General features: G+C 60.5%; 24 protein-coding genes. 13 read left to right on the top strand and 11 right to left on the bottom strand.

The window, feature by feature from the left end; genetic code table 11:
• Positions 1-38: 38 nt before the first annotated feature.
• Positions 39-311, top strand: coding sequence for a hypothetical protein (locus CEPID_RS00615; RefSeq protein ID WP_144413395.1), 273 nt, complete (start codon positions 39-41; stop codon positions 309-311).
• A 6-nt stretch (positions 312-317) separates the two neighbouring features.
• Here CEPID_RS00615 and CEPID_RS00610 read toward each other — a convergent pair whose 3' ends face one another.
• The 4 genes from CEPID_RS00610 to CEPID_RS00595 are packed head-to-tail and all read right to left on the bottom strand — an operon-like array spanning position 318 to position 5579.
• Positions 318-1079 carry an HNH endonuclease family protein gene (locus CEPID_RS00610; protein ID WP_047239318.1) on the bottom strand — a complete coding sequence of 254 codons (762 nt, stop codon included), beginning with the start codon at positions 1077-1079 and terminating at the stop codon, positions 318-320.
• 30 nt (positions 1080-1109) lie between these two features.
• The gene (locus tag CEPID_RS00605) at positions 1110-2426 is read right to left on the bottom strand and encodes an AAA family ATPase (RefSeq protein WP_083984310.1); all 1317 of its coding nucleotides are present in this window, start codon (positions 2424-2426) and stop codon (positions 1110-1112) included.
• Between the two features lie 55 nt (positions 2427-2481).
• The gene (locus CEPID_RS00600; protein WP_047239316.1) at positions 2482-4902 is read right to left on the bottom strand and encodes an ABC transporter permease; all 2421 of its coding nucleotides are present in this window, start codon (positions 4900-4902) and stop codon (positions 2482-2484) included.
• Positions 4899-5579 (bottom strand): ABC transporter ATP-binding protein, encoded by a 681-nt coding sequence (locus tag CEPID_RS00595; protein WP_047239315.1) that lies wholly within the window; start codon positions 5577-5579, stop codon positions 4899-4901. Before CEPID_RS00595 ends, CEPID_RS00600 begins: the two co-directional genes overlap by 4 nt.
• A gap of 249 nt (positions 5580-5828) precedes the next feature.
• Here CEPID_RS00595 and CEPID_RS00590 point away from each other — a divergent pair, with 249 nt between their 5' ends.
• Positions 5829-6950, top strand: coding sequence for an LLM class flavin-dependent oxidoreductase (locus CEPID_RS00590; protein WP_236684265.1), 1122 nt, complete (start codon positions 5829-5831; stop codon positions 6948-6950).
• A 7-nt stretch (positions 6951-6957) separates the two neighbouring features.
• Here the strand turns inward: CEPID_RS00590 and CEPID_RS00585 are convergent, their stop codons facing one another.
• The gene (locus tag CEPID_RS00585) at positions 6958-7413 is read right to left on the bottom strand and encodes a MauE/DoxX family redox-associated membrane protein (protein ID WP_047239314.1); all 456 of its coding nucleotides are present in this window, start codon (positions 7411-7413) and stop codon (positions 6958-6960) included.
• Positions 7414-7658: 245 nt separating this feature from the next.
• On the opposite strand from CEPID_RS00585, the gene CEPID_RS00580 reads away from it, so the two are divergent.
• The 4 genes from CEPID_RS00580 to CEPID_RS00565 are packed head-to-tail and all read left to right on the top strand — an operon-like array spanning position 7659 to position 10602.
• Positions 7659-8552: a transporter substrate-binding domain-containing protein gene (locus CEPID_RS00580; protein ID WP_047239313.1), complete on the top strand. Its 894-nt coding sequence runs from the start codon at positions 7659-7661 to the stop codon at positions 8550-8552.
• Between the two features lie 7 nt (positions 8553-8559).
• The gene (locus CEPID_RS00575) at positions 8560-9219 is read left to right on the top strand and encodes an amino acid ABC transporter permease (protein ID WP_047239312.1); all 660 of its coding nucleotides are present in this window, start codon (positions 8560-8562) and stop codon (positions 9217-9219) included.
• Positions 9200-9877, top strand: coding sequence for an amino acid ABC transporter permease (locus CEPID_RS00570; protein ID WP_047239311.1), 678 nt, complete (start codon positions 9200-9202; stop codon positions 9875-9877). The genes CEPID_RS00575 and CEPID_RS00570 overlap by 20 nt, the downstream gene beginning before the upstream one ends.
• Positions 9877-10602, top strand: a complete 726-nt coding sequence (locus CEPID_RS00565; RefSeq protein ID WP_144413394.1) for an amino acid ABC transporter ATP-binding protein — start codon at positions 9877-9879, stop codon at positions 10600-10602. Before CEPID_RS00570 ends, CEPID_RS00565 begins: the two co-directional genes overlap by 1 nt.
• A gap of 7 nt (positions 10603-10609) precedes the next feature.
• On the opposite strand, the gene CEPID_RS00560 is transcribed toward CEPID_RS00565, so the two are convergent.
• A complete protein-coding gene (locus CEPID_RS00560) occupies positions 10610-11914 on the bottom strand; it encodes a cytochrome P450 (protein WP_144413393.1) in 1305 nt (434 codons plus the stop codon).
• 120 nt (positions 11915-12034) lie between these two features.
• Positions 12035-12499, bottom strand: coding sequence for a DUF6918 family protein (locus CEPID_RS00555; RefSeq protein WP_144413392.1), 465 nt, complete (start codon positions 12497-12499; stop codon positions 12035-12037).
• Between the two features lie 238 nt (positions 12500-12737).
• On the opposite strand from CEPID_RS00555, the gene CEPID_RS00550 reads away from it, so the two are divergent.
• Genes CEPID_RS00550 through CEPID_RS00535 form a run of 4 tightly spaced genes read left to right on the top strand, consistent with a single transcriptional unit; the run spans position 12738 to position 16018 of the window.
• Positions 12738-14000: a hypothetical protein gene (locus tag CEPID_RS00550; protein WP_047239308.1), complete on the top strand. Its 1263-nt coding sequence runs from the start codon at positions 12738-12740 to the stop codon at positions 13998-14000.
• A gap of 26 nt (positions 14001-14026) precedes the next feature.
• Positions 14027-14599, top strand: coding sequence for a hypothetical protein (locus CEPID_RS00545; protein WP_047239307.1), 573 nt, complete (start codon positions 14027-14029; stop codon positions 14597-14599).
• A 9-nt stretch (positions 14600-14608) separates the two neighbouring features.
• Positions 14609-15295, top strand: a complete 687-nt coding sequence (locus tag CEPID_RS00540) for a hypothetical protein (protein WP_236684264.1) — start codon at positions 14609-14611, stop codon at positions 15293-15295.
• Between the two features lie 36 nt (positions 15296-15331).
• Positions 15332-16018 carry a response regulator gene (locus CEPID_RS00535; RefSeq protein ID WP_047239306.1) on the top strand — a complete coding sequence of 229 codons (687 nt, stop codon included), beginning with the start codon at positions 15332-15334 and terminating at the stop codon, positions 16016-16018.
• 94 nt (positions 16019-16112) lie between these two features.
• On the opposite strand, the gene CEPID_RS13035 is transcribed toward CEPID_RS00535, so the two are convergent.
• Both CEPID_RS13035 and CEPID_RS00530 read right to left on the bottom strand, forming a co-directional pair.
• The gene (locus CEPID_RS13035) at positions 16113-16304 is read right to left on the bottom strand and encodes a hypothetical protein (RefSeq protein WP_144413391.1); all 192 of its coding nucleotides are present in this window, start codon (positions 16302-16304) and stop codon (positions 16113-16115) included.
• A gap of 992 nt (positions 16305-17296) precedes the next feature.
• Complete coding sequence (locus tag CEPID_RS00530) at positions 17297-18505, bottom strand: sensor histidine kinase (protein ID WP_052843248.1); 1209 nt, start codon at positions 18503-18505, stop codon at positions 17297-17299.
• A gap of 70 nt (positions 18506-18575) precedes the next feature.
• On the opposite strand from CEPID_RS00530, the gene CEPID_RS00525 reads away from it, so the two are divergent.
• Positions 18576-19595 carry an App1 family protein gene (locus CEPID_RS00525; protein WP_047239305.1) on the top strand — a complete coding sequence of 340 codons (1020 nt, stop codon included), beginning with the start codon at positions 18576-18578 and terminating at the stop codon, positions 19593-19595.
• Here CEPID_RS00525 and CEPID_RS00520 read toward each other — a convergent pair.
• Entirely contained in the window at positions 19592-20200 is a 609-nt protein-coding gene (locus CEPID_RS00520) for a flavin reductase family protein (RefSeq protein WP_047239304.1), read from the bottom strand. The genes CEPID_RS00525 and CEPID_RS00520 overlap by 4 nt on opposite strands.
• Before the next feature lie 23 nt (positions 20201-20223).
• Between CEPID_RS00520 and CEPID_RS00515 the strand changes: the two genes are divergently transcribed.
• Both CEPID_RS00515 and CEPID_RS00510 read left to right on the top strand, forming a co-directional pair.
• Entirely contained in the window at positions 20224-21153 is a 930-nt protein-coding gene (locus CEPID_RS00515) for a hypothetical protein (protein WP_052843245.1), read from the top strand.
• Positions 21154-21226: 73 nt separating this feature from the next.
• Positions 21227-23257 (top strand): catalase, encoded by a 2031-nt coding sequence (locus tag CEPID_RS00510; protein ID WP_047239303.1) that lies wholly within the window; start codon positions 21227-21229, stop codon positions 23255-23257.
• Positions 23258-23375: 118 nt separating this feature from the next.
• Here CEPID_RS00510 and CEPID_RS00505 read toward each other — a convergent pair whose 3' ends face one another.
• Positions 23376-23915 (bottom strand): hypothetical protein, encoded by a 540-nt coding sequence (locus CEPID_RS00505; protein WP_158407998.1) that lies wholly within the window; start codon positions 23913-23915, stop codon positions 23376-23378.
• Positions 23916-24201: the final 286 nt, after the last annotated feature.

The raw sequence follows: 24201 nt of genomic DNA, 5'->3' as shown, positions 1-24201 counted from the left end.
AAGTTGCCAAACGCGCCCTAGCCTCGCAGAGTGGAGCTATGAAAAACAACGAACGATTCTTCGAGGTCAATGTCAAGCGTCACGTGCGGTATGCGGACGTCGAGCTCCTTAGGCAACGGGCACTGGCTGAGGTGGATACATATACCTTCGAAACGCCCGCGGAGGAACGCGGGACTATCCAGCTCGTTACAGAAGAACCCGCGGAAGCGCTAGGGGTATTGCTGGACTGGTTCAGCCTGGACGAGGGTCAGGATTTTGAGATCCTAGAGACTACCCACAAAGTAATTGAGGTGGGTGGCCGAGACTTCTAGGAAAAACTATCGTCGCGAAGCTTTGCGGATCTTTTTGTCCAGCCACCAGAGCAAGATTCCTAGATATGGTGGCTTTTCGGTAGCTTCGGCAGCAACCAGACTATTTCGATATTTCGTCCATTGTTCAAGACTGATTTCTCCACTAAAGGTGTCCTGAATTTTTCTTTGCAACGATTGTAAAGTTGCCAGTCGGTTTTGTGCAAAGCTGAACGCCGGCTCATTAAGGTTGAGCAGTTGATCAAGGTCAACGTTGTGATCAGGATTATTCGAATAAATGCGTCCATCCGTGTAATACTCGATCCGCTTGATGTGTGTTTCATTTGTCGGATCAATTCGTAACGGCTGATTTACATTGGATTTAAGAGTCCGCGATTTGTCACAGCACTGCGCGGTCGCCCCTTCGCTTCCTCCGGGGCAAACCGCGAGTAAGTTCTTGTAGTCGATTGAGTAAGCGCGTTCGTCGTAACTCTTGAGCTCATCCGGAAGCCGTTCGCGATATTCTTCCGAAGGATTTTGGACAATGTAGTGCTCAATTGCGGCAGTATTGCCTACCTTAGCTTTTGGATGCCCACTGAGACAAATCCGCCTCATACAATATGCACAAACATGGCCCTGTTCTTGAAGAAGACTCTCCAAAACCTCTCTGCGGACACTGCTGTCAAGCTTGTCGTAAGAAGCCTCGGTGTCAGGAGTTGAGTCCAAGGCATGGCAGGCATTCCGCAGAGCATTAGCCCCGCGGGAATTCGAGTTTTTCTCAATGTACAACACTTAACTTACGCCTCAGTTTGTCAATGAAAACTAGATCTGCTCCAGGTACAACGTGGTTTCGAGCCCAGTCACTTCAGGATCATTACTTCCCACCTTGGATTTAAGCTGCTCAAGAAGGCGGGAAGCTTCCTCAAAATCTTCTAGATCAATTGCCTGTTGCACTTTGCGGAGGCTTTCGCTCACCTCTTGAGGGCGTTCAGGAGCATCCATTACCTCACGAAATATCGATGGCACGTCACGCCCATAAGTTTGATTTCCAGGGGTCTTTGCTTCAAGATGCGTTCCATCTTTGCTGTCCAAAATGCGGACTTGCGTACTTTGAACCGAGGAGACCACGCTGGGAGCATGAGTTGTGACAATGAATTGAACCCTTGGAAAAATATCTGTAAGGTCCCCGATTATCCGTTCCTGCCAGGTTGGATGTAGATGGAGATCTACTTCATCAATCAACACCACACCCCCTGTGCGCTCAATGACCTCATTCTCGAAATGAGGATTGAGTTCCGCCATTCGATAAGCAATATCCGCGATCATGGACAAAGTCGTGCGATACCCATCGCTGAGTTGCGCCATGGGAAGCGCAATTAAGCGACCTGTAGACTCTGTGTATTCCACAGCAATTGTGTCAAGCTCGAGATCATAATAAACGTTCGCACGTTCTGATCCCGTGACCGCTCGAATCGCACGTTCTACGGCGGCCTGAACGGCACGCAACGTTGCTGGCACCCGGCCTTTTTGCAACCCAAGCATCGTCGACCGCTTCAACCACGAGGTAAGACTCTTTTCATCGGCTCGAGGTTCCAATGCGGACGAATAACCATCTTCGCGATTCCCCGGTTTGCGCAGGTCCGACGTTCTGCCTCGCCTTTGTGCCCACAGTCGTCCAGTTCCATAATAAGAAATGAGGGGTAATTCCACGGGCGGCGCATCCGTGCCATCCGAACTGATATTTTCGTAAAGTCCTCGCGCAATATCGCTGAGTTCTCTAGCATCGCGAGTTGTCATATTGCCACGTTCAGACAGCTTCGAGCGTACCCATTCAATTTCACGTCCATCATATTCGCCATAAGCGTGGACGCTAACCGGATAGCGGCGCCTGACATCAACCGAGTCCTCCCCGGTCCGCTTCGAAAAAGCAAATGCATCGTCTTGCTGGATGTTGCGCCCTTGTGAAATCGTAGGAAACGGCAAGAAGAATGAGCCCAAGGCAATTGCAGCTGCATCCAACACCGAAGACTTACCTGCGCCGTTGCCACCTACGATAACAGTGACTTTAGGGTCAAAAGTTATGCGAAGGGTCTCGTATTTCCGGAAGTTAGTTAACTCCATACGGGTTAGCCGAATCATAGTCCAAACTATACTGGTCAACTTGTCCTCATCGGATACCTTGGCTGGTTTTCTACTAATACCCCCGCCTTAAACTTCCCAACACCCCAGCCAGCAGCGCAATCACGACTGCAGCTCCCACAACGACGGGAGTATGCCCGGCGGTTACCGCGTCGATAAGCCCCTGCACCCTGGAGCCTACCCCTGGGACGTGGGTGAGCTGGGTGGCGATCCGCGACCCCAACAGTCCGCCAACTGCCACGCCTACGAGGGCGGCGGGTAGAACGAGGAAGATGAGTTCGATAATTTGGAGGGCTAGGCGCCCGAACGTGGTGAGGCCGATCGCAGCTAGGAGCGCATAGTCCTGACGGCGCTCGCGCACCATCAAGGTAACTGTGTTGAACACGCCCACGCCTGCAATGAGCAGAGCCACGATGGACATCAAGGTGGAAAGGCTCAAGACTCGTTTGGTGCTATCCGCCACGTCCTGACGCGCCGAAAACGCCTCCTGGAACGTCACCTGCTCCCCCGCGCCAGCCACGACCTGCTTGAGCGCTCGCACCGTGGGGTTGTCCGCGGGCTGCGCATAGTCGCCGGTCAGTCGGGCCAAGACGACAGGCTGTGGTAGGCGCGTGTCCACCCCTGGCCGCGCTACCGCCGGCACCTCTGGCGTCACTACTGGATCAACGAAGCTCTCGGGCCCCTCGTTGTAGCGCACGTCTAACTCATGTGCGTTCCCGCCGACCTGGACCTGCGCGCGTTTGCCGTCGCGAAGCTGATTACGCAGCGGCGAATGCACACCTAACACCAGCTCACCAGGGCGTGCGCCGGTCACCGGACCGCGCAACACCGCAGCTCCGTCTTGCTCGCTCAATGCGAAGATATTGTCCTTAACTTCGCCCGCTGTCACCGGCAGCATCGTCGGCGCTTCGGCAGCAGCTACGCCCTGCGTCGCGCGCACTTGATCGACCAGGCCGTCGGGGATCCGGCCGTCGATAGCACGCACGGCCACATCCACCGCTCCCTTGTTGGTCGCCTTACTCAACAGGTGCTGCTCCAACTGCTGCTGGCCCTGCAACACCGCGGAGACCAGCGCGGCACCTGCGACAACGATCGCCACCAAAGCGCCGGCGCGTAGACGTTGCTTACCCGCGAACGCCATGCCTAGGTGCAGCGATGGAATCAGCACCGCAAACCTACTGAGACCTTGGATGAGCAGCGGGAAGAGCACCGCCACCACGGCAGCCACACCGAGGGTGAAGATCCCGGCCCCGCCGATCGCGATCACGAGTGCCTTCTTCCCCATTAACTGGCTGCTGAACTGCAGGGCATAGCCGCCAGCCACCACTGCGACCGCGCCAACTAAGAACACTGCGAGCGCCCGCGCCATGCTTTGGCGTGGCGCGCTGGCAGTAAGCGACTCCACTAGCGGGCGTCGGATAGCGCCACTGGCGGCCGGAAGGGCGCCGACCACGCTCGTTGCTAAGGCCATGACAAAAATGACGGCAAGCCACTTCGGCTCCAGCTGCACAGTATCAAGCGGGACACGCACCCCGATCTTGTCCGCGTTGCGCCCCGCCCAGCCAGCGGCAGCCAAACCCGCCGGGATACCCGCGGCACCGGCCACCGCAGCCAGCAGCACCGACTCCGCAATAGTTGACCCCTGCAGCTGCCAACTACTCGAACCCACCGCCCGGAGCAGCGCATACTCCCGCTGCCGCTCTGCCGCCAACACCTGGTAAGAGGAGAAAATCACCAGCATCGCCACCACGGCAACAATTACCATGAATGCCGTGAGCAGCAGGAAATACTGATCCCTACCACTCAAATACTTCTCGGCAAGCTGCGCAGTGTACTGCCGAGCGGGACGCAACTCCTGCACCGAACGCTCCGGGAGATTCTGCGGCGGCGCTACTGACCGAATGCGCAGCTCACCCGTAGCTGTCTCTCCTGCCCACTGGCGAACAGTCGCCTGATCAGCCAACACCGAGCGCTGCCCCATCAACTGCTCTTGGGCCGACTGCTCCATTCGGCCAACGACCGTGACCAGCTTGTCCTCGCGATCGCCCGGAGTGTTCAACTCCAGCTGGGCACCCACCGGGGTGTCATCCACCACCGCAACCTCACCGGGGCCGACGGGTGCGCGTCCTTCCAGAACCGCACGCCACTGCAGCTGCGGGTCCTGCGCCAACGACCTTAGATAGGTTGAGCTATAGAGGTTGCCGGCCTCCTTAATCGACGCCGACACCTGCTGATCGAACGCGAAACCCGGGCGTTCCAACAGCGCATCCAATTCACTCGAGTTGCTGGAACGTACCTGCGCCACAAAGTCCACCCCGGCGTAAGGCTTGTCGAACATGCCGTTCACGGTCTTTTGCAACGACTCCACAATCGCCACCGTGCCTACGGTCAGGCCCACCGCGGCGAAAATGGCGAAGAACAGCGAAACATAGCGCCAGCCCCGCCTGCGCAACTGCGCGATCGCGAGCCGGATCATGCCACCACCTGGCCATCGCGCATGCGGATCACATCATCGCCACGGTCAGCGGCGGCCGGGTCGTGGGTGACCACGACGAGGGTTTGGCGGTAGGCGTCGACAAGCTCGCGGAACATGGAAAGCACCTGTTCCCCGGCCTCGGAGTCGAGGTTTCCGGTGGGCTCATCGGCGAAAATCACGTCGGGACGAGGCAGGAGCGCGCGGGCGATGGCCACGCGCTGACGCTGCCCACCCGACAGCTGATGCGGCAAGTGCTTGAGGCGTCCGCCCAGGCCAAGCCGAGTGACGATCTCCTGCTCATAGTCTTTATCGATCTTTCGGTGTGCAAGCCGCAGCGGCAACCGAATATTGTCCTGCACGTTGAGAACCGGCACCAGGTTAAACTCCTGGAACACCACCCCGATGTTGGTGCGTCGCAGCGCCGCCCGACGGTTCTCGCTGAGCGAGGTGAGGTCATGCCGCTTGTGGCCCGAGCTGAGGGTGACGGCCCCCGACGTCGGCAAGCTCAGCCCGGAAAGGGTGTGCAGCAGGGTGGTTTTCCCGCTGCCCGAGGGCCCCATGATTGACGTCCACTTCCCGCGCGCAACGTCTACGCTGACCTCGCGCAATGCGTACACTGTGGCGTCGCCGGAGCCATATCGCTTGGTGAGCTTTCGGGCCGAAATTACCGAATCCATCGAAGTTTCCTTTTAATGAGACTTACATGACACCGCGCAGCCTGCAGCAGCTACCGAACCAGCATATAAGCCTGCCGGTCGGCCGTCGGGTACCCCGTCGAACATTTTCGCAACCGGCAGATACATAGTTAATCCCTGAGAGCTTTAAACTTTGCCAGGCTTTTTATAAGAGAATCTGGTAATTTCTATTATGTTTCCGGGCCGGCGCCCATGGGAGACTGCGTTCGCAGCCCCCATCCCCAAGGACCGGTGCCCACAGCTCACGCTGCCGAAACTATCGCCCCTGAAGTGATTGCCATGCCATTTTCCAAAGCCAAAGCCGCAGATGCCGAACTCGGACTAGACACCTTCGGTGACGTCTCCGTCGGACCCGACGGCGAACTTCTCCACCACGCGGAGGTCATTCGCAACGTCATTGAGCAGGGCATACTTGCTGACGAAGTTGGCGTCACCGTCTTTGGTATCGGCGAACACCACCGCGCCGACTACGCAATCTCCAACCCAGCCGTGGTGCTCGCCGCGATCGCTAGCCGCACCAAAAACATCAAGCTCACCTCCTCGGTGACGGTCCTTTCGGCAGATGACCCCGTGCGCGTCTGGGAGAAGTACGCCACCCTCAACGCGATCTCGCATGGCCGGGCGGAAGTGATCGTCGGCAAGGGCTCCTTTTCTGACACCTTCCCGCTCTTTGGCCTCAACCTCGAAGACTATGACCGACTCTTCTCCGAGAAGATCGACCTCTGGTCACTACTTCTTAAGGAATCTCCCATCACCTGGTCGGGCACCTCGCGCGCCCCGATCACCGAAACCTCTGTTTTCCCCCGCACCGAAAATGGTCTGCGCTCCTGGATGGCCGCCTCCGGCAACCCGAACTCCGTCATGCGCGCCGCCCGCTACGGCATCCCACTCATGCTCGCAGCCATCGCCGGAGACCCCAAGCAGTTCAAATCCTTCGTCGACCTCTACCACACCGCCAACGCCCGCTTCGGCCACGGCCACCTGCCCATGGGTGTCCACGCCCCCGGCTTCGTCGCACGTACCGACGACGAAGCCCACGACATCTTCATGAAGCACTGGATCGACGCCTCCCGAGCCCACGCCCACAACCTCATCGGCCGCCCCGTCGACGTCGAATCCATCAACGAGGAACGCTACTTCACCGAAGTGCGCGAAGGCTCCCTCTTCGTCGGCTCCCCCGACACCGTCGCCACCAAAATCGCCAGCCTCATCGAACACCTCGGCCTCAACCGCTTCGTCCTGAAATACACCGAGGGCGCCGTGCCTCACGACGCCCTCATGGACTGCATCCGCCTCTACGGCACCGAAGTGATGCCACGAGTGCGCGCTATCCTGCAAGAAACCCCCGAATAGCGCTGGCCTACTGCGGGTACAGCGCGAACTTGCGGAACGGACGCCACACCGTCCACAGCGTCAACGCAAGATAGCCAAGATCGCGCAGGATGGTCTTGAGGTAGTCGGCCGTCTGGTCGTCGTTAAGGCCCTGCACATTGAAGCAGCCACAGTCGATAGCCAGGCCACGCGCCCACGCCTGCCCGATACCGATCATGAACAGCACCAACACCACCGCCGACAACTTCGACGCCGAACGCAAAAACAGCCCGAGCAGCAAGAACACCCCGCCCGCGATCTCCAGCGGCCCAATGAGCTGCGCTAAATACGACGCCCACTCCTGAGTAAAGATCTGATACGCGGCAATCGCCTGGGTGACGTCGCGATGGTCGTTGATCTTCGCCGTGCCCGCATGAATCCAGACATAAGACATATAAAAGCGGGCAATGAACGAGATTGCGTCAAGGAGGATTTTCTTATTCATGGGGCCATTTCGAGGTTGAGATGAAGGGAACGGACGGGGACAGGTCAACTAATCATAAAACAAATGAATGTGATGGGAATGTGGCGTTGGTCTCGGCGGCTTCCGCGCACACACCCCCACACCCCAGGCACACCCTCTAGACCAAGCGGTCTATTAGGTTTAGAACGCCTTGTACTATATAGTCAATTGAAGTAATCAATACCGCAACCGCGCCAACGCGGACCGCGCCTACCGAAAGACTTCCTATGCGAATCCAAGCAGCTCGTCGCAGCTCTATCTTCCTAGTTTTCTTCGCACTCCTCGCCACCGCGCTCCTCGCACTGACTGCATGCTCGAGCGAGCCCGCCGCCGATAACAACAGCGGCGCGAAGGACAACGCCAAGCCAGGTGCCGCCCGCACCCTCGAGCAGATCAAGCAGGCCGGCACCATCAAGCTGGGTGTGTTCTCCGACAAGGCCCCGTTCGGCTACGTCGATGCCCAGGGCAATTACGCAGGTTACGACGTCGAATACGGCAAGCGCCTCGCCCAGGATCTGGGTGTTAAGGCCGAGTTCATCCCGGTTGAGGCCGCCTCCCGCGTGGAATTCCTCGAGTCCGGCAAGGTCGACGTCATCCTCGCGAACTTCACGGTGACCCCGGAGCGCAAGGAAAAGGTTGACTTCGCCAACCCGTACATGAAGGTCGCGCTGGGCGTCGTGAGCCCAGAGGGCAAGGAGATCAAGTCCGCCGACCAGCTCAAAGACAAGAAAGTCATCGTCGTCAAGGGCACCACGGCCGAGGCCTACCTGACCAAGACGCACCCTGAGGTCAAGCTCACCAAGTTCGAGCAGTACACCGAGGCCACCAACGCGCTTATCGACGGCCGTGGCGACGCCTGGGTCACCGACAACACCGAGGCATTGGCATGGACTGGCGCTACGAAGGGCTTCATCACCTCGATCACCGACCTCGGCGAAAAGGACACCATCGCGCCCGCAGTGCAGAAGGGCAACACCACCGTCCTGCAGGCCATCAACGACAACCTGACCGCGCTGGGCAAGGAAAACTTCTTCCACCAGAACTTCGATAAGACCCTGAAGCCTGTCTACGGCGACGACGTCAACGCAGACGACCTCGTGGTCGAGGGCGGAAAGCTCTAAACCCCTGATGGACCTTAACGTCCTGCGGGACAACACCCCGCTGTTCGCGCAAGCGGCAATCCTCACCGCGAGGGTTGCCGCCTTAGGCATTTTGTTGGCCCTGGTCGTGGGCCTAATTGTGGCTGCGGTCCGCTACTTCCGGATCCCCGTCCTGGCGCAACTCGCGCAGGGCTACGTCGAACTCTCCCGCAACTCGCCGCTGATCGTCCAACTCTTCTTCCTCTACTTCGGCCTCCCCAAACTAGGGATCGTGCTGAGCTCCGAGCAATGTGCAGTCATCGGCCTGACCTTCCTCGGTGGCTCCTACATGGCCGAAGCCATGCGCGCCGGCATTGAAGCGGTCGAGGACATCCAGTGGCAAACCGCCTTCTCGCTGGGCCTTTCCCGGCTGGAAGCCTTGCGCCACGTCATCGCCCCGCAGGCCGCCGCGGTGTCTCTGCCTGCGGTGACGGCGAATATGGTGTTCCTCATCAAAGAGACGTCCGTGGTGGGCGTCGTCGCTTTGCCGGACCTGGTGTTCGTGGCCAAGGAACAGATTGGGCAAACCTACAACACCCGCGAAGCACTACTGCTGCTCGTGGCGTTTTACCTGGTCATTTTGCTGCCTGTCTCTGTGATTGCTGGCGCGGTGGAAAGGCGGGTGCGTCGTGCGACTTTCGGATCTTAGCGTCCTCACCCAGGGCAACAACTTCCTTCGTCTGCTCCAGGGCCTGTGGATTTCCGTCGAGATCGCGCTCATTTCGATGGCGCTCTCCATCGTCCTCGGCACCCTCCTCGGCGTGGTGATGACCTCACGAAACCGCGTCGTCCAAGCTATAACCTGGGCCTACCTGCAGTTCATTCGCATCATGCCCCAACTCGTGCTGCTGTTCTTGGTCTACTTCGAACTCACGAAAACCGCGGGCATCAACCTCAATGCCCGCGCCGCCGCCGTCCTCGTGTTCACCCTGTGGGGCACTGCCGAGATGGGCGACCTGGTCCGCGGGGCCCTGAAATCGATCCCTGCCCACCAATTCTCCTCCGGCCGCGCCCTGGGGCTTTCCGACGCCGAGCTGTACCGGCACGTCGTCCTCCCCCAGGCACTCCGACGCCTCGTCCCCGTTACCATCAACCTCACGAACCGCATGATCATGACCACCTCGCTGGTCGTGTTGATCGGTGTGGTTGAGGTGCTGAAAGTCGCCCAGCAGATCATCGACGCCAACCGCTTCACCTACCCCGGCGCGGCACTGTGGATCTATGGCGTGGTCTTCCTGCTGTACTTCGCTGTCTGCTTCCCCATCGGCTGGCTGGCCCGCCGTCTCGAACGAAAATGGAACCGCTAATGCTCGAACTCAACCAAGTAACTAAGCACTACGGCAGTCGCACCGCGCTCGACGGGGTCACCCTAGATATCGCGGCGGGCGAAGTAATCGCGATCATCGGCCCGTCGGGCTGCGGAAAGTCCACCCTGCTCAAGACCATCAACGGGCTCGAACCGATCCAAGGTGGCACGATCACCTTCGACGGCACGCAGATCGCTCCGGGCCGTACCGATTGGCGATCCGTCCGCCAAGACATCGGCATGGTTTTTCAGAGCTACGAACTCTTCCCCCACCTCAACGTGATGCAAAACCTGCTGCTCGGGCCGAAGGTCGTGCAGCGTGCAGATACCAACAGCGCCCGCGAACGCGCCTCAGAGCTCTTGGCCCGCGTGGGGCTGGCCGGCCGTGAAGAGGCAATGCCCCGCGAGCTCTCCGGCGGACAAAAGCAGCGCGTGGCCATCGTCCGAGCGTTGATGATGAACCCGAAGGTGCTCCTCCTCGACGAGATCACCGCCTCGCTGGATCCAGAGATCGTGCGGGAAGTCCTAGACGTCGTGGCCGATCTGGCGAAGTCAGGCATCACCATGCTGCTGGTCACCCATGAGATGCCCTTCGCGCGGGCGGTGTCCGACCGCGTCGTGTTCATGGACGCTGGCCGTATTGTCGAGACCGGCAAGCCGGAGGAATTCTTCGACAACCCGCAGACCGAACGCGCCCAGCGCTTCCTCGACCGCTTCGTCTTCTAGCTAGCCACTAGCCAGCCACTGAGACGCGCACGCCCGTCTCTGGGCGGGTGAGCATCTTCGTCCAGGAGAATGCGGTGTCCACCTGGTCGTCGGAAATTCGGACCTCGGGGCGGCACAGCGCGTTGATCGTCGTGGCCAGCGCGGTCACGGCAATCTTCTCGCCTGGGCAGCGGTGCCCGGTGAAAACGTCAGCGCCACCTTGCGGGATGAAGGTGTCAATGCTTTCGCCGTCAACACCCAGGAAGCGCTCCGGGTCGAAGGTGCCGGGGCGGTCCCAGGTAGGGCCGGTGTTGGTGCCCAGGATGTCGATGAGCAGTCGCTGGCCCTTGTGCACCGGGCAGCCACTGATCTCACCGTCGCGCTTGACCAGCGCGGGCAGCATCGGCACGAACGGCTTCGTGCGGCGGATTTCCTGCGCAAACGCCACAGCCTCCGGCGAATCCTGCTCGCCTGCGGTACGGATACGCTCGATCCAATCCTGGTGTTGCACCAGCTCCGCCGCGGCGAAGGCCGCGAAGCGCGCAACGGCGACAGTCGGGCGGGTGAGGTTTTGCAGCTCGATGCCCGCGGTCTTGGCGGGGAGGAGCTCACCGGAAACGTCGTCAAGCTTGGCGACCTGCGCGATCACCGAATTAGGGTCCACCGTCAGCGACCCGTTACGTACCCGGGTGATGAGGTCGGCCGACCAGTCGTCGAGACGCTTGCGCTCCAGCCACGAAATCGGGTTGGTGGCCGGGGTGCCGAACGTATCGAGGAGGCGGCTCATCTGCTCGGCGCGTTCCGCCATCTCCTCGTCGTCAAGCGGGATGCCGGCCCAGCGGAACGCGGCGCGGCCGTAGACGATCGCGACATCGTCGTAGATATTGCCCTCACGCTCGCGCCATTGCTGCAGCATGCGGTCCATTTCCTCAGCGACCACGAGCTTGAAGGCGGCCACGCGCTCGTCGTCATATGCCAGGGCAGCCATTGCCTGTTTGCGGTGCGCGTGCTGCTCGCCGTCGAGCCCGTGCACAGCGCCTTCGCCGAACAGCGGGCCGGAGATAAACTTCGGCATCGCGCCCGCCCTATCGACGAGCGTCTGATCATAAAACGCCCGCACGCCTTCCGCACCCCGCACCAGCAGGGTGTCCTTGCCGAGCAGGTTGAACCGCACCGGCTGTTCGCTGTCCTGATTCAAGCCCGCTTTTCGACGCACTTCGCCGGCAAACAGGTACCCGCGCTGAAGGAAACGCGGGGCTTCGTCATTAACGAGTTGCTGGACCTTCGCCAGCACATTGTCCAAGGTTTCGTTGATCTTGTTGTTAGTGTCCATAGGACCCAGTGTCCCCGGTTTTACCGGTGCAGGTAGGCCGATAAGGTCACTGCTTGATAACGCCACGGGCCATAGCCCCCGCGGGTGCGGCATTTCCCCTGTTCAGCTCGGCCTAGATTGTTACGCTACTGTGTCCGTCGTTTGAGCTGGGAGGTTCTCCTCCAGGAGATTTCCGAACTCGCCAACATGGCCCTCCAGCACCCGCATACCCTTCGCGCGGCAAGCGCTGTAGACCTTATCCATGGCCGGGACATCGACGTTTTCGATGTGGCGATCCAGGATGGTCATAAGTTTCCCGGCAACGCCCTGGCGGTCATTTTCCAGGTGCATCCCGAAACAGCAATCCACCGAAGCTTGGTAGGTCTTCCAATAGGTCTCCATCGCCTTGACGATGTCCGGGAAGGCCAAATCCAACCCCTTGGCCACCGCCTGCCGATCGAACTTGCAGGCAGCCGCCAATCCTCCCTTCAACGTCAAGCCGGTCAGGCCGGACTGTTGCGACACGGTGGAATTCACTAGCTCTGTTAGACCAGCCACCGTGGCAGCACGGTGGTCGTCGTCAAGCAATGCATGTAACGAAGTCACGGCCGTCATCATACGCCCTTCGCGCTGGAACACCACATTCACACGAATAAGGAACGAAAGTATCCACCTTCTCTGGCGCTGGCTGGGCGATAGGGGGTCTGAGCTGGTCAAATGCCCGGATCGGGGAAATGTACGAAAGTACCCAGGTCCCAAAAGTATATACCAATTGCCTCGCACGAAGTCTAGCGTTACGCGTAGCTCAACCACTTTCCGACTGTCCCTCCGACGAAGGACCGACATGTACAAACGCGCACTCGTGGCCGCCAGCGCGCTGGCCGCCCTCAGCATCGCCCCGGCGCACGCCGAGATTCCGCCATGGCCACAGGGTTACCCCATCCAGCAGCTCTACCAGGCCTGCACCAATAGCGAAGCTCACGCCGCCGGCTACCCGGACTGGCACTACGGTGAGACGGCACGTCGCTACTTGACCGACGGCACCTTGGAGTTCAAGAACACCACCGATCAGACCGTGTCCTACACGGCGAAGGTGGAGTCCGGCACCAACCACGTCATCGAGGCGAACTCCGCAGCTGAACTTCCTTCGGGGTGGAACACCACCGCCAAGACGGACATCGGCGCCACCACGGACAACGGCTGGATCGAAGGCGAAACCTTCGGCCCAATCCAACTCGGCCCAGGCGAGTCCTTCCGCGTGGAGTTTGGTGTGTTGGAAAAGGACTTCGTGGCCATGTTCGTCGACTGCCACCAGGGCTTTTACCAGAACCAGCCTGGCTCCGATGTGATTCGCGGCACCGCCCCTGCGGAACGCTACGCCTTCGCCAGCATCATCCGCGCCGACGGCAACGTCGACAACCAAGCGCTGGACATCCCATCGCGGGCCCAGGGCGCAAACTCAAAGCCGGTCGGCGGCACCTACCACGCCAGCAACGGTCCAAGCTTGGAAAAGGTAGCCAACCCCGCCCAAGACAAACCGCTCGCACCAGCGACGACCCCACAGCGCGATCCGAGCTGGCCAAAGTTCGGCGATAAGTGCACCACGCAGAACCACGGTTGGTTCCCGCACGAGATCTCTGGGGTGTCGCCGACCTTCCGTAAGCCGGGATACTCCCAGGACTTCCTGAACTGGTCGGAAGGGGAATACACCTTCACCCCGATCGTCGACCATGTCGTCGGCGCCCAGTTCAACGGGCAGATGAACTACTGGGGTAACCACGGCCGGTTGCCGGAAGGCTGGCTGGAATCCATCGGCGCAGGCCAGCGTGCCTACCTGCCGGTAGGCACCGCGCTAAACGACCTCGTGCTGCAGCCAGGCGACCGCGTCCGCGTGGAGTACGGCACCACCATGATGCGCGTGAACTATTCCGAATTCACCTGCAAGAACGGCCAGTACACCCTGACCAACAACCTCCCAACCGCTACCGCTCCGGCTGGATTCTGGGCGGAAGCCACCATCACCGGCCGTGACGGCAGCAAACGGGTCGTCGACGTCCTACCCACCGAGTGGACCAGCACCCCACTTCCTACCCAAACCGCCTTCTAAACTTTTCACTCACAAGGAGAACCCCCATGCGCACCATCGCCGCTACTTTCGCTTCCTCGGCCATCGCTATCCTCGCCACCGCATCGCTTGCCACCCCAGCTCAGGCCCTGCCGGTTCGCGACCACGGCACCGCCAACCCAACCACCATCGGCGCTAGCTGCGCAAACCCAGGTGATACCGGCCAGACCATCCAGATTGACCGCACCTACTTCGACGCCTCCGCCGGCACCTGGACCGTCTCCAACTACAACTCCACCCCACTGCCACTGACCCGTTCCATCACGGAAAAGAAGACCAACGAGTGGAAGGTCTCCGCCGGCATCGACTTCCCAATCCTCGAGCTGATCAAGATCTCCTTCTCCACCAGCTACTCCCAGTCCCAGTCCTACGAGGTCGGCGAAGTGGTCGGCCCTTACGACATCGAGCCAGGCAAAACCGCCGTCATGCGTGCCGGCTGGGTAGTTTCTGACTTCTCCGGCGAAAAGACCGTCTGTGGCCAGGACAAGACCTGGCACGGCACCGGCCAGACCTTCACCGCCACCCTGCCTGCCGAGCGCCACATCGAGATCAGCACCCGCGACAACATCAAGTTCAACTAAGGGATCCGCATGAAACGCCTACTTTCCGCCCTCGCGGCCGCTGGGGTTTCGGTGGCCGCCGGGCTCTCCGTGGCCGCGCTGCCGGCTGCGGCCGGGCTCTCCGTGGCCGCGCTGCCGGCTGCGGCCGGGCTCTCCGTGGCCGCGCTGCCGGCTGCCGCCGGGCTCTCCGTGGCCGCGCTGCCGGCTGCGGCCGGGACGGCGGACTACATCCTGCCGCAGCGCTGGAACGACGACTACCAGCCAGGACTGCACTGCGCGACGCCCGGCGAAACCGGGGCTTATGTCACCGCCACCCGGCGCTGGTTCGACCAGACCGACGCCGCCAGCGTAGCCAACCGAAATGCGGAACCGATCCCGGTGAAGCAGACCGTCACGCAGGCCCGGACCTCCACGCTGCAGGTATCGGCCACCGTCACCCCCAAGGGCGACATAGAAAAGTACTTGTCCAGCGCCTACGGCTTCAACTACACCCGCATCGTCCACTGGTCACTCGGCCAAACCGTGGGCCCCTACCAACTGCCCGCCAACAAGCAAGGCAAGCTCGTGTGGGGCTTCATGATGCTCGACGCCGACGTCCAGGACGTACGCTGCTCACCCGACCAATCATGGCAGCCCGTTGGCCAGCCATATTCCGTCACGACACCCGAGTCGCGCTACGCTGAGCTCAGGCTAGACGACGCCCCCGTGTTCAACTAGCCCCCTGTCGAACCTCACTCCTTGAAACTGGCGGAAATGGACACTACTGAACAAATCTGGGTACTGCTTGTCGACGACGATCCCCTGGTCATGTCGTCGTTAAAAGCTTATTTCGCCTCCACCCCAGACATCCGGGTGGCGGCCGAGGCGCGCAACGGCGTGGAGGCCCTGGAAATCCTGGATCGGGTTTCGGTGGACATCATCCTGACGGACATCCACATGCCCGAGATGGATGGAGTGACGCTGCTGCGCGAAGTGAAGAAGCGCCCCAACCCGCCAGTGTTTGTGGCGATCACCGCGCTAGACACCGACGCCACGATGATTGACATCCTCACCGGCGGTGGGGCGGGCTACATCGTGAAGAGTAGTCGGCCACAGACGATCATCGCCGCGGTGCGAGACGCCCTGCAAGGCGGCACAACCGTATCCCCCCAAGCGATGACCCGCCTCGTAGACCGGCTGTCCGCACCAGAACCTGCGGACCAGCCGGATAAAGGGAAATTCGACGAAGTCTTTGCGACCCTGAACTCCAACGAAAAACAAATCCTAGCGCTGATCTGCGAAGGGAAGTCAAACGAAGAAATCGCCGGAGTCACCCACTACGCCGAATCGACCGTGAAGAAACAAGTATCGCACCTGATCTCCCTGTTCGGCGTGACCTCCCGACTGAGCCTGGCTGTGACCGCGCTGCGCTCCCGAAGCATGCAGCGGTTCTTGCGGTAGCTGGTTTGTGGTTGGTGGGGTTTGGGCGCCTGAAACGAAGAAGGGTGGCTGCTGAATAAGTTTCAGCAGCCACCCTTACTTCACGCACCGAGGTTTATCCGAATGGGTTCGGGCACCAAGGACGAGTTGGGTAGTACGTACAAGAGAAGTAGTCAGACATCGCGGAGTAGAACCCGAAGCTTTGGGTAACAGTCTCCTCAACCTCGGCGACCTGGGCATGTGCCACAGCCGGTACTCCGAACATCATTCCTACCGCCAACAGCGGTGCACACAGACGAACCTTCATCGACTTTGCCTTCCTCGAAGTGGGTACTTAAGTTCCAATTATTCAACCAGGCGATGGGTTTTGCCTAATGAAATTTGAAATTGGGTACTAAAGTTCCTTTTTGTTTGGTGGTTTTGGTGTTTGTGGTTTTGGTGTTGGTGGTTTTGGTGTTGGTGGTTTTGGTGTTTGTGGTTTTGGTGTTTGTGGTTTTTGCTGCACACGTGCTAGCGCGTCCCCTCAACGTAGTCAGACTACACACACGAGCCAAAAAGCCATGAATAAAAGCCGATCTACGTAGTCCGACTACGCCCAGGGGACGCGGTAGAAGTTTTGAAGCAACTCGCAGCCTCGCGACGGCCTCGCGACGGCATGCGCGACGGCGTACGCAACCTACCCAGCCCAGCACGGCACAGCACAACTAGCGTCGTAAAGCTTTGCTGCGGACTCGAGTTTGAGCTTTTTGCTGCACACCTGCTAGCGCGTCCCCTCAACGTAGTCAGACTACACACACGAGCCAAAAACCATGAATAAAAACCAATCTACGTAGTCCGACTACGCCCAGGGGACGCGGTAGAAGTTTTGAAGCAACTCGCAGCCTCGCGACGGCCTCGCGACGGCATGCGCGACGGCGTACGCAACCTACCCAGCCCAGCGCAACCTACCGAGCCCAGCACGGCACACGCAACCCAGCCCAGCGCAGCGCAAAGCAGCACAACTAGCGTCGTAAAGCTTTGCTGCGGACTCGAGTTTGAGCTTTTTGCTGCACACGTGCTAGCGCGTCCCCTCAACGTAGTCAGACTACACACACGAGCCAAAAAGCCATGAATAAAAACCGATCTACGTAGTCCGACTACGCCCAGGGGACGCGGTAGAAGTTTTGAAGCAACTCGCAGCCTCGCGACGGCCTCGCGACGGCATGCGCGACGGCGTACGCAACCTACCCAGCCCAGCGCAACCTACCGAGCCCAGCACGGCACACGCAACCCAGCCCAGCGCAGCGCAAAGCAGCACAACTAGCGTCGTAAAGCTTTGCTGGGGACTTCGATGACTGCCTGCCACCGGCCGTCGATAATTTGGCGGGAGTAGCGGGAGCCGGAGGGGCTGAGCAGGGCGTGCAGGCGTTTGAGGCCGATGCCGCTGCTGAGTGCCATGTCCCGGGAGAACTCCCCGATTTGGTTGGCGAGTTCGCAGCGGCAGCCCTTCGGGGTCGCGCGGACGACGAGCTGTACCTCGGACTGCGGGGTGGCGTATTTGACCGCATTGGTGGCGAGTTCGGCAAAGACCTGTGCCATTTCGGGCGGGAACATGAGGTTCTTCAGGCTGTCGTCGATGGCGAGCGTCACGCGGAAGCCGTGGCTTTGCAGCAAGCGAGTGGTAACGGCCATCTGCTCACTGATGGAGCGGGAAATGGGGATGTCGTCGGTCGTGTCCGCGGACTTGGACACCTGGATGAGGTGCCGCACTTCCTGCATGGCCTGCCGGGCCTCGTCGGCGATGAGTTCCGCGGTGTCACGCGTGGGGCCGGGCTCGCATTGCAAGCCGAGGGTTTCGGCTCGCATCACCACGGAAGTGAGCGTCGTGGCCACCGAATCATGCAGTGTGCTGACCATCGCCTCCCGGTGATTGTGCAGCTCAGCGGCCATGAGTCTTTCGGTCTCCTCCTGGCGCAGCTTCTCGCTGCGCACTAACCGACCAGTACCCACCCCGGCCGCCATCAGGAACACCAAAATGCCGACGCCGGCGAAATCCTGCGGCACGAAAATGCCGGTGAACATGCTGGTGGTCGAGATATAGACCAAGACGGCCGCCAGCCCAACCGCGAATCGCCACCGCCCGGCGTAGGACACCATCGCAACCAGCAGCGCCGACCACAGCACCACGATTGCGCTGCGCCAACCTTCCAGCCCGGAAACCCCAACGAAAAGCAGCACATAGCTCAGCCCCATCGCCACTGGCCAGCGGGGCGCGCACGCCACGATCAGCACGGCTGCCACCGCGGAGAACACCGTGCCGAATCCCCAGGTCCCCTGGTTGATCGCTAGGTTTAGCACCACGAGCAGACCGCCGATCGCGGCGATCTTCCAGCTGAGGGTGACGTCAATGCGCGGGGTACGCCACTTGAAACCCGCAAAGCCCTTGAAACCCGCAAAGCCCTTGAAACCCGCAAAGCCCTTGAAGCCCGCAAAGCCCTTGAAACCCGCAAAGCGTTTGCGTGCCACCATCGAAGTCTCCTTACAAATCGTTCGAGTTCTTAGCCTAACGCCTAACGGACTTTTCGATACTCTGGGCAGCATGGCACTCGCAGACATCGCTCGGAAAGCCGAGCACCTCATCAACCGCGTTGGCACCGAGCGGAAACGCAAGGCCGGGTGGAAGCCGCAAGCCACCGGTTACTTCGGGTTCGGCGACACGTCGAAGGTCCGCGTGCTCGGGCGTGTCCTCATGGAGCCGGATCACGCCCCGCAAAACGAGGCTCAGCGAGGGTTCCGCCAGTTCTTCACCACGCAGGTCGGCCACGAGCCGGTCGTCGTCCGCGCCGGTGACCGCGAGGTGGAAACCCGCACCAATGACAACGGCTACCTGGACATCCTCATCCGCGACCACCACCTCACCCCAGGCTGGCACGAAGTGCATATCGACGTCCCTGCCGGTCGCCCAGCAACCGCCGAAGTACTCATTCTGGAGCCGGGAACAGAGGTCGGCCTTGTCTCCGATATTGACGACACCGTCATGGTCACCATGCTCCCCCGCGCCATGATCGCCGCCTACAACTCCTGGTTCCTCCACACCGACGCCCGCAAGCCGGTGCCAGGCATGGCGGATTTCTACCAGTCCTTACGCCAGACCTACGGCGCGGAACTACCGGTGTTCTACCTATCGACCGGCGCCTGGAACACCTTCCCCGCCCTCGTGAACTTTATGCAACGGTTCGGTTTCCCCAAGGGCCCAATGCTTCTGACCGACTGGGGACCCACCCCCACCGGGTTGTTCCGCAATGGTCAGTCCCACAAAATGGTGCAGCTGCGCAACCTGATCATCGACTTCCCCGACATCAAATGGATCCTCGTCGGCGACGACGGCCAGCATGACCCCCTCACCTACGGCAACATCAGCAGCGAACATCCCTCCCGAGTGCTCGGCGTGGCCATCCGCGAGCTCACCCCCGGCGAACACGTCCTCGCCCACGGCACCGCCGCCCCCATCGAGCCGGCCCGCAGATCGGGCGTCGCCGACGTCCCTTGGATCACTGGCGCCGACGGGTTCGAGCTGCAGCGCGCACTGAAGGACGCCCCCTTCCCAGACCCGAACTAGGGCCCGGGCATCTCAAAAGGCTCGCCGAGCCGGAAGTAGGTCGCCGGGCCACCACCGCGGGCCACCGGCGCCGCGGCAACAGTATCGAAAAGGCCATCTACCAGCAACGACTTATCGATATGCACGCCCACCACTTCCCCAAAAACCACCCAAGTGTCGGTCAACTCACCCGAGGCGACGCGCAGCCGCTCGATTTGCGTGAGCCTACATTCGAATGCGGCCTGGGCGACGTCGACAAGCGGTGGGGCGACCAACCGGGCAGGGCGCTTATCGACGCCCGCAGCCTCAAACTCGTCAACCTCCGGCGCGAACCGTGCCGACGTAGCGTTCATGACCTCTGCCAGTGACTCCGTCACCAGATTCCAAGTGAATTCGCCGGTGGCCTCGATGTTACGCACCGAATCCTTGTAGCCGATGCTCGCGAAGCCCACAATCGGCGGACGGCGGTTAAACACGTTGAAGTAGCTATACGGCGCAAGGTTCGGCGTGCCGTCGGGTGCGAGGGAAGAAATCCAACCGATGGGACGTGGCGCCACGATGGCGTTCACCGGCGAATACGGCAACCCAATCTCGCCGAGCGGCTCATAAAAGTGGTAGTCCGTCATGGTGTCGAGGGTAGTCTAGTCGCATGCGATTGATTGCCCCGATGATTGCCGTCGCCCTGGCCCTGTCCGCTACGCCCGCGCACGCCCAACTGCCCGGCGGGATGAACCTGCAGTCCATCGCGGGTGAAACCATCTCCGTTCCCGCAGGTCAGACTACAACCGTGGACCTCGGATACCCCGTGCAAGCAAATTACTCCGGCGGGGGTTGGTCGGTGTCATCATCCGGAACCTCCGTAACAGTGACCGCGCCAGCCTCAGGCAGCGCCTCCGTACCGGTGACGGTGGCCGGGCAATCTGCGTCCATCAACCTGGTCGCTGAGCAGGGGGCCGAGGTACCCACTGCGCTTAACGACGTCGCCCCGCCCGCGGCGCCAGCCGCGCCCACGGCTTCTAGTGATTCGCCGGAGGCTCCTGATGCTCCGGCTTCGGGTTCTGCCAAGTCTCCGGCGTCGGGGGGTGCAGCTCCAACGGATGTCGACCGCAGCGAGGCCGAGCAGATTGCTTTGGACGCCACGATTGAGGGGAATCGGATCGTCGCCAAGCTGGGGCTGATGCAGGCGGTGAACCTGCAGTCCAAGTTCGGCGGGACCAGCACCGACGGCGTGAAACTGCGCTACCTCAATGTCGATGGGCAGGAAATCAAGGGGGTGAAGCGCGAGATCAATAAGGAAGCGCGGACACTGACCCTGACCTATCCCGAGGGCACGACTCCAGACAATCCGTTTGTGATGGAGGCCGTGCGCGATGGGAAATCGATCGCCGTCGTCACTCTTACGGATCCAAACGTAGCGGCCGCGAAGCCGGTCGACCCGGCGAAAAGCCCGGTGCAGGAGCCGACTGTCGATAGTTTTTCCGACTCGAAAAAGATCGGAATTTATGCGCTTGCGGGCGTGGGCATCTTGGTAGTTCTTGCCGTGCTAGCTGGGCTTTTTGCCCGTGGACGACGTAAATAACACATTGATGCTTATAAGATAAATCTTCCGATTTGGCAAGCATTATCTGCCGATAGCTATTACGGTGGGGCGCATGGCTACCAACACTCCACACAACAAACCACTGCCCGGCGCTCCCACTTCGGTGACACCTTCTAAGGCCGAACCGACGTCGCCAAGCGGGCCCATTGCCCCCAAACCAGATCAGCGCGGACCCGCGCCCCACACCCCGACTGGCTGCCCAATCCACGCGCAACCAGCAGATATGGCCGAGCAAGGGCCCTATCACACGACCCAGCAGGGTGCCCGGATTACCGACACGGATCATTCCCTCAAAGCGGGTCGACGTGGCCCACTGCTGATGCAGGACCATCACTTCCGCGAGAAGGTCACCCACTTCGACCACGAGCGCATCCCAGAGCGCGCCGTCCATGCGCGCGGCGCGGGCGCACACGGCGTGTTCAAGGCGAACGGCGCGGCTGCCAAACTCACGCAGGCTGGGTTCCTGGCGAAAGGTGTCGAAACACCTGTTTTCGTGCGCTTTTCCACAGTGCTAGGTTCGCGTGGCTCCGCAGACACCGTGCGCGATACCCGCGGCTTTGCCACGAAGTTCTACACCTCTGAGGGCAACTTCGACCTGGTGGGCAACAACATCCCGGTCTTCTTCATTCAAGATGCAATCAAATTCCCCGACATCATTCACGCCGGTAAACCACACCCCGACCGGGAGATCCCGCAGGCACAGAGCGCGCACGATACGTTTTGGGACTTCGTCACCCTCCACACCGAAGCCACCGCGCACACCCTGTGGAACATGTCCGACCGTGGCATCCCACGTTCCCTACGCACGATGGAAGGTTTCGGCATTCACACCTTCCGCCTGATCAACGCGGAAGGCGAGACCTGCCTAGTGAAGTTCCACTGGAAGCCAAAGGCCGGCGTTCACTCGATGACCTGGGAAGAAGCGCAGCTCACCGGCGGTATGGACCCGGACTTCCACCGACGCGACCTCGCCGACAACATCGAGGCCGGCAACTTCCCGCAGTGGGACCTGGGAGTCCAGGTCTTCCCCGACACCGACGAAGAAACCTTCGAAGGCATCGACCTGCTCGACCCAACGAAGTTCGTCCCCGAGGAATTGGCACCAGTGCAGATCATCGGCACGATGACCCTGAACGCGAACCCCACCAACTACTTCGCCGAAACCGAGCAAGTCGCCTTCCACCCCGGGCACTTGGTGCCCGGCATTGACCTCACCAATGACCCACTTCTCCAGGGCCGACTCTTCTCGTACCTCGACACCCAGCTCTCCCGCCTCGGCGGCCCGAACTTCTCGCAACTGCCGATCAACCGCCCGCACGCCCCGGTCAACGACAACTTCCGCGACGGCATGCACCAATCCGCCATCCACGGCGGCGCGCCCTACAACCCCAATTCGGTCGGCGGTGGCTGCCCATTCATCGCAGGCGAAGCAACGCTCATCGAGGTCCCACAAGCCGTGTCTGGCGAATTCACCCGCGAAAAGCCCGCGTCCTTCGACGACCACTTCTCCCAAGCCACCCTCTTCTACCGCTCGCTAAGCCCAGTGGAGCAGGAGCACACAGCCAAGGCCTACATCTTTGAGCTGGGCAAATGCTATGAGCAGGCCATCAAGGAACGCGCGGTAGACGTCCTCGCACACATCGACGCCGACCTGGCCGCCAAAGTCGCCAGCGGACTCGGCCTCCCCAACCCAGCCAAGGCGGACATCGCCGAGGTCACCCCGTCACCCGCACTCAGCCAGGTCGGCAAATCCTGGCCTATCGACGGCCGGCAGGTGGGAATCCTCACCACCACACACACCGACGAGCAGAAACTACAAAAGCTCATCGACCAGCTCGAGGCAAAGAAGCTCACCCCAGTGGTGATCTCCGAGCACGGCGGCAAGCTTGGCGACATCACCATCTCCCGCACCTACGACACCACCCGTTCCGTGGAATTCGATGCGCTGTTAGTCATGGACAAGCCAGATGTCATCGAGGCGGACCTGCTAATTTCCGAGTCCGAGCGCCACTTCAAACCAGTTGGTTCGGAAGTTGCAGTTCTCGCCGAACAACTCGCGAAGCACCGCACCTGGGAGCAGTAGCTTCTGTGTTGCCGGTGCTCGCGGTGCGAGCTGCTGGTGCGCGCTGCTGGCGCGCACCGCGGAATGCCTTTGAGGTTGTACAAAAATTCAAAAAATGAGCAACCTCAAAGGCATTCGGCTAACGGGTGTTGCGCTCAATGAAGTGCCACACCCGCATTCTCAACTCTTTGATATTTCGAAGTTGTCCCGCTGTGATACGAATCGGTTCCCACCCCTGCAATCTCAATTGTTGAGTCACGTCCGAATCGTAGTCCCGCTGATCGCGGTGTAGGTGGTGCTCGCCGTCGTAAAAAAGCGCGACCTTGGACTTCTCATCAGCAAGATCCGCAGCTGTCAGGCGTGCACCATTAGCCCGGAAGAACTCCCGTTGCGAAGTCCAATTGGTAAGGTCGCGCACCGCTAGTCGCAGGTACGTTTCGGGCGGGGAATCAGCGCCGGGATCGCTCAAGGCCCATATGGTTTTAAGTAGCTTGCGTTTGATGCGACGATGCCCCGCAGCCTTTAAATCTGCCCAGCTCAGTCCGATATACCGGCGGGTGGCGTCGACTATTTGCACCATCCGGATCTCCTCCTTCTTCAGGTCGGAAATCAGCGGAACCCACCATGTGGCGGCCCCAGACTCGATAGCCTTGAGGGCATCGATTACTGAGTCCGCCACCGGCACGACGGTTAGTTGCCCGATGCCCTCGCAAGGTGGCAGGGCTGACACGCGTCGGGGAATCGCGTTGAACCTGAAATCCCTGGTGGTGTTGTTAGACGTGGTCCAGAAAGTAACAGGTACGAGGGGGTCCAGGAAGGGCACGCCTCGGGCTTCTAATGCGGCGAATCCGGAAAGCGCGCAGCTAGGGAACAATTTTTGAATTGCTAAACTTCGAGCCACCAAAGGCCAGGCATGGGGTGAGGATCGCGCTAACACGTGATTGGGCGCATAGAGGCCATGGGCG

The organism is Corynebacterium epidermidicanis, assembly GCF_001021025.1.
Taxonomy (GTDB): Bacteria; Actinomycetota; Actinomycetes; order Mycobacteriales; family Mycobacteriaceae; genus Corynebacterium; species Corynebacterium epidermidicanis.
This window is presented reverse-complemented; position numbering and strand designations above follow the sequence as displayed.

What these genes read in the sequence shown, in the direction of transcription:
- CEPID_RS00510 (WP_047239303.1), top strand. Translation starts at nt 21,227, where the DNA reads ATGGCTACCAACACTCCACACAACAAACCACTGCCCGGCGCTCCCACT.
- CEPID_RS13035 (WP_144413391.1), bottom strand. Translation starts at nt 16,304, where the DNA reads ATGAAGGTTCGTCTGTGTGCACCGCTGTTGGCGGTAGGAATGATGTTC.
- CEPID_RS00565 (WP_144413394.1), top strand. Translation starts at nt 9,877, where the DNA reads ATGCTCGAACTCAACCAAGTAACTAAGCACTACGGCAGTCGCACCGCG.
- CEPID_RS00515 (WP_052843245.1), top strand. Translation starts at nt 20,224, where the DNA reads ATGCGATTGATTGCCCCGATGATTGCCGTCGCCCTGGCCCTGTCCGCT.
- CEPID_RS00550 (WP_047239308.1), top strand. Translation starts at nt 12,738, where the DNA reads ATGTACAAACGCGCACTCGTGGCCGCCAGCGCGCTGGCCGCCCTCAGC.
- CEPID_RS00545 (WP_047239307.1), top strand. Translation starts at nt 14,027, where the DNA reads ATGCGCACCATCGCCGCTACTTTCGCTTCCTCGGCCATCGCTATCCTC.
- CEPID_RS00595 (WP_047239315.1), bottom strand. Translation starts at nt 5,579, where the DNA reads ATGGATTCGGTAATTTCGGCCCGAAAGCTCACCAAGCGATATGGCTCC.
- CEPID_RS00520 (WP_047239304.1), bottom strand. Translation starts at nt 20,200, where the DNA reads ATGACGGACTACCACTTTTATGAGCCGCTCGGCGAGATTGGGTTGCCG.
- CEPID_RS00580 (WP_047239313.1), top strand. Translation starts at nt 7,659, where the DNA reads ATGCGAATCCAAGCAGCTCGTCGCAGCTCTATCTTCCTAGTTTTCTTC.
- CEPID_RS00575 (WP_047239312.1), top strand. Translation starts at nt 8,560, where the DNA reads ATGGACCTTAACGTCCTGCGGGACAACACCCCGCTGTTCGCGCAAGCG.
- CEPID_RS00535 (WP_047239306.1), top strand. Translation starts at nt 15,332, where the DNA reads ATGGACACTACTGAACAAATCTGGGTACTGCTTGTCGACGACGATCCC.
- CEPID_RS00525 (WP_047239305.1), top strand. Translation starts at nt 18,576, where the DNA reads ATGGCACTCGCAGACATCGCTCGGAAAGCCGAGCACCTCATCAACCGC.
- CEPID_RS00530 (WP_052843248.1), bottom strand. Translation starts at nt 18,505, where the DNA reads ATGGTGGCACGCAAACGCTTTGCGGGTTTCAAGGGCTTTGCGGGCTTC.
- CEPID_RS00540 (WP_236684264.1), top strand. Translation starts at nt 14,609, where the DNA reads ATGAAACGCCTACTTTCCGCCCTCGCGGCCGCTGGGGTTTCGGTGGCC.
- CEPID_RS00560 (WP_144413393.1), bottom strand. Translation starts at nt 11,914, where the DNA reads ATGGACACTAACAACAAGATCAACGAAACCTTGGACAATGTGCTGGCG.
- CEPID_RS00600 (WP_047239316.1), bottom strand. Translation starts at nt 4,902, where the DNA reads ATGATCCGGCTCGCGATCGCGCAGTTGCGCAGGCGGGGCTGGCGCTAT.
- CEPID_RS00605 (WP_083984310.1), bottom strand. Translation starts at nt 2,426, where the DNA reads ATGATTCGGCTAACCCGTATGGAGTTAACTAACTTCCGGAAATACGAG.
- CEPID_RS00585 (WP_047239314.1), bottom strand. Translation starts at nt 7,413, where the DNA reads ATGAATAAGAAAATCCTCCTTGACGCAATCTCGTTCATTGCCCGCTTT.
- CEPID_RS00615 (WP_144413395.1), top strand. Translation starts at nt 39, where the DNA reads ATGAAAAACAACGAACGATTCTTCGAGGTCAATGTCAAGCGTCACGTG.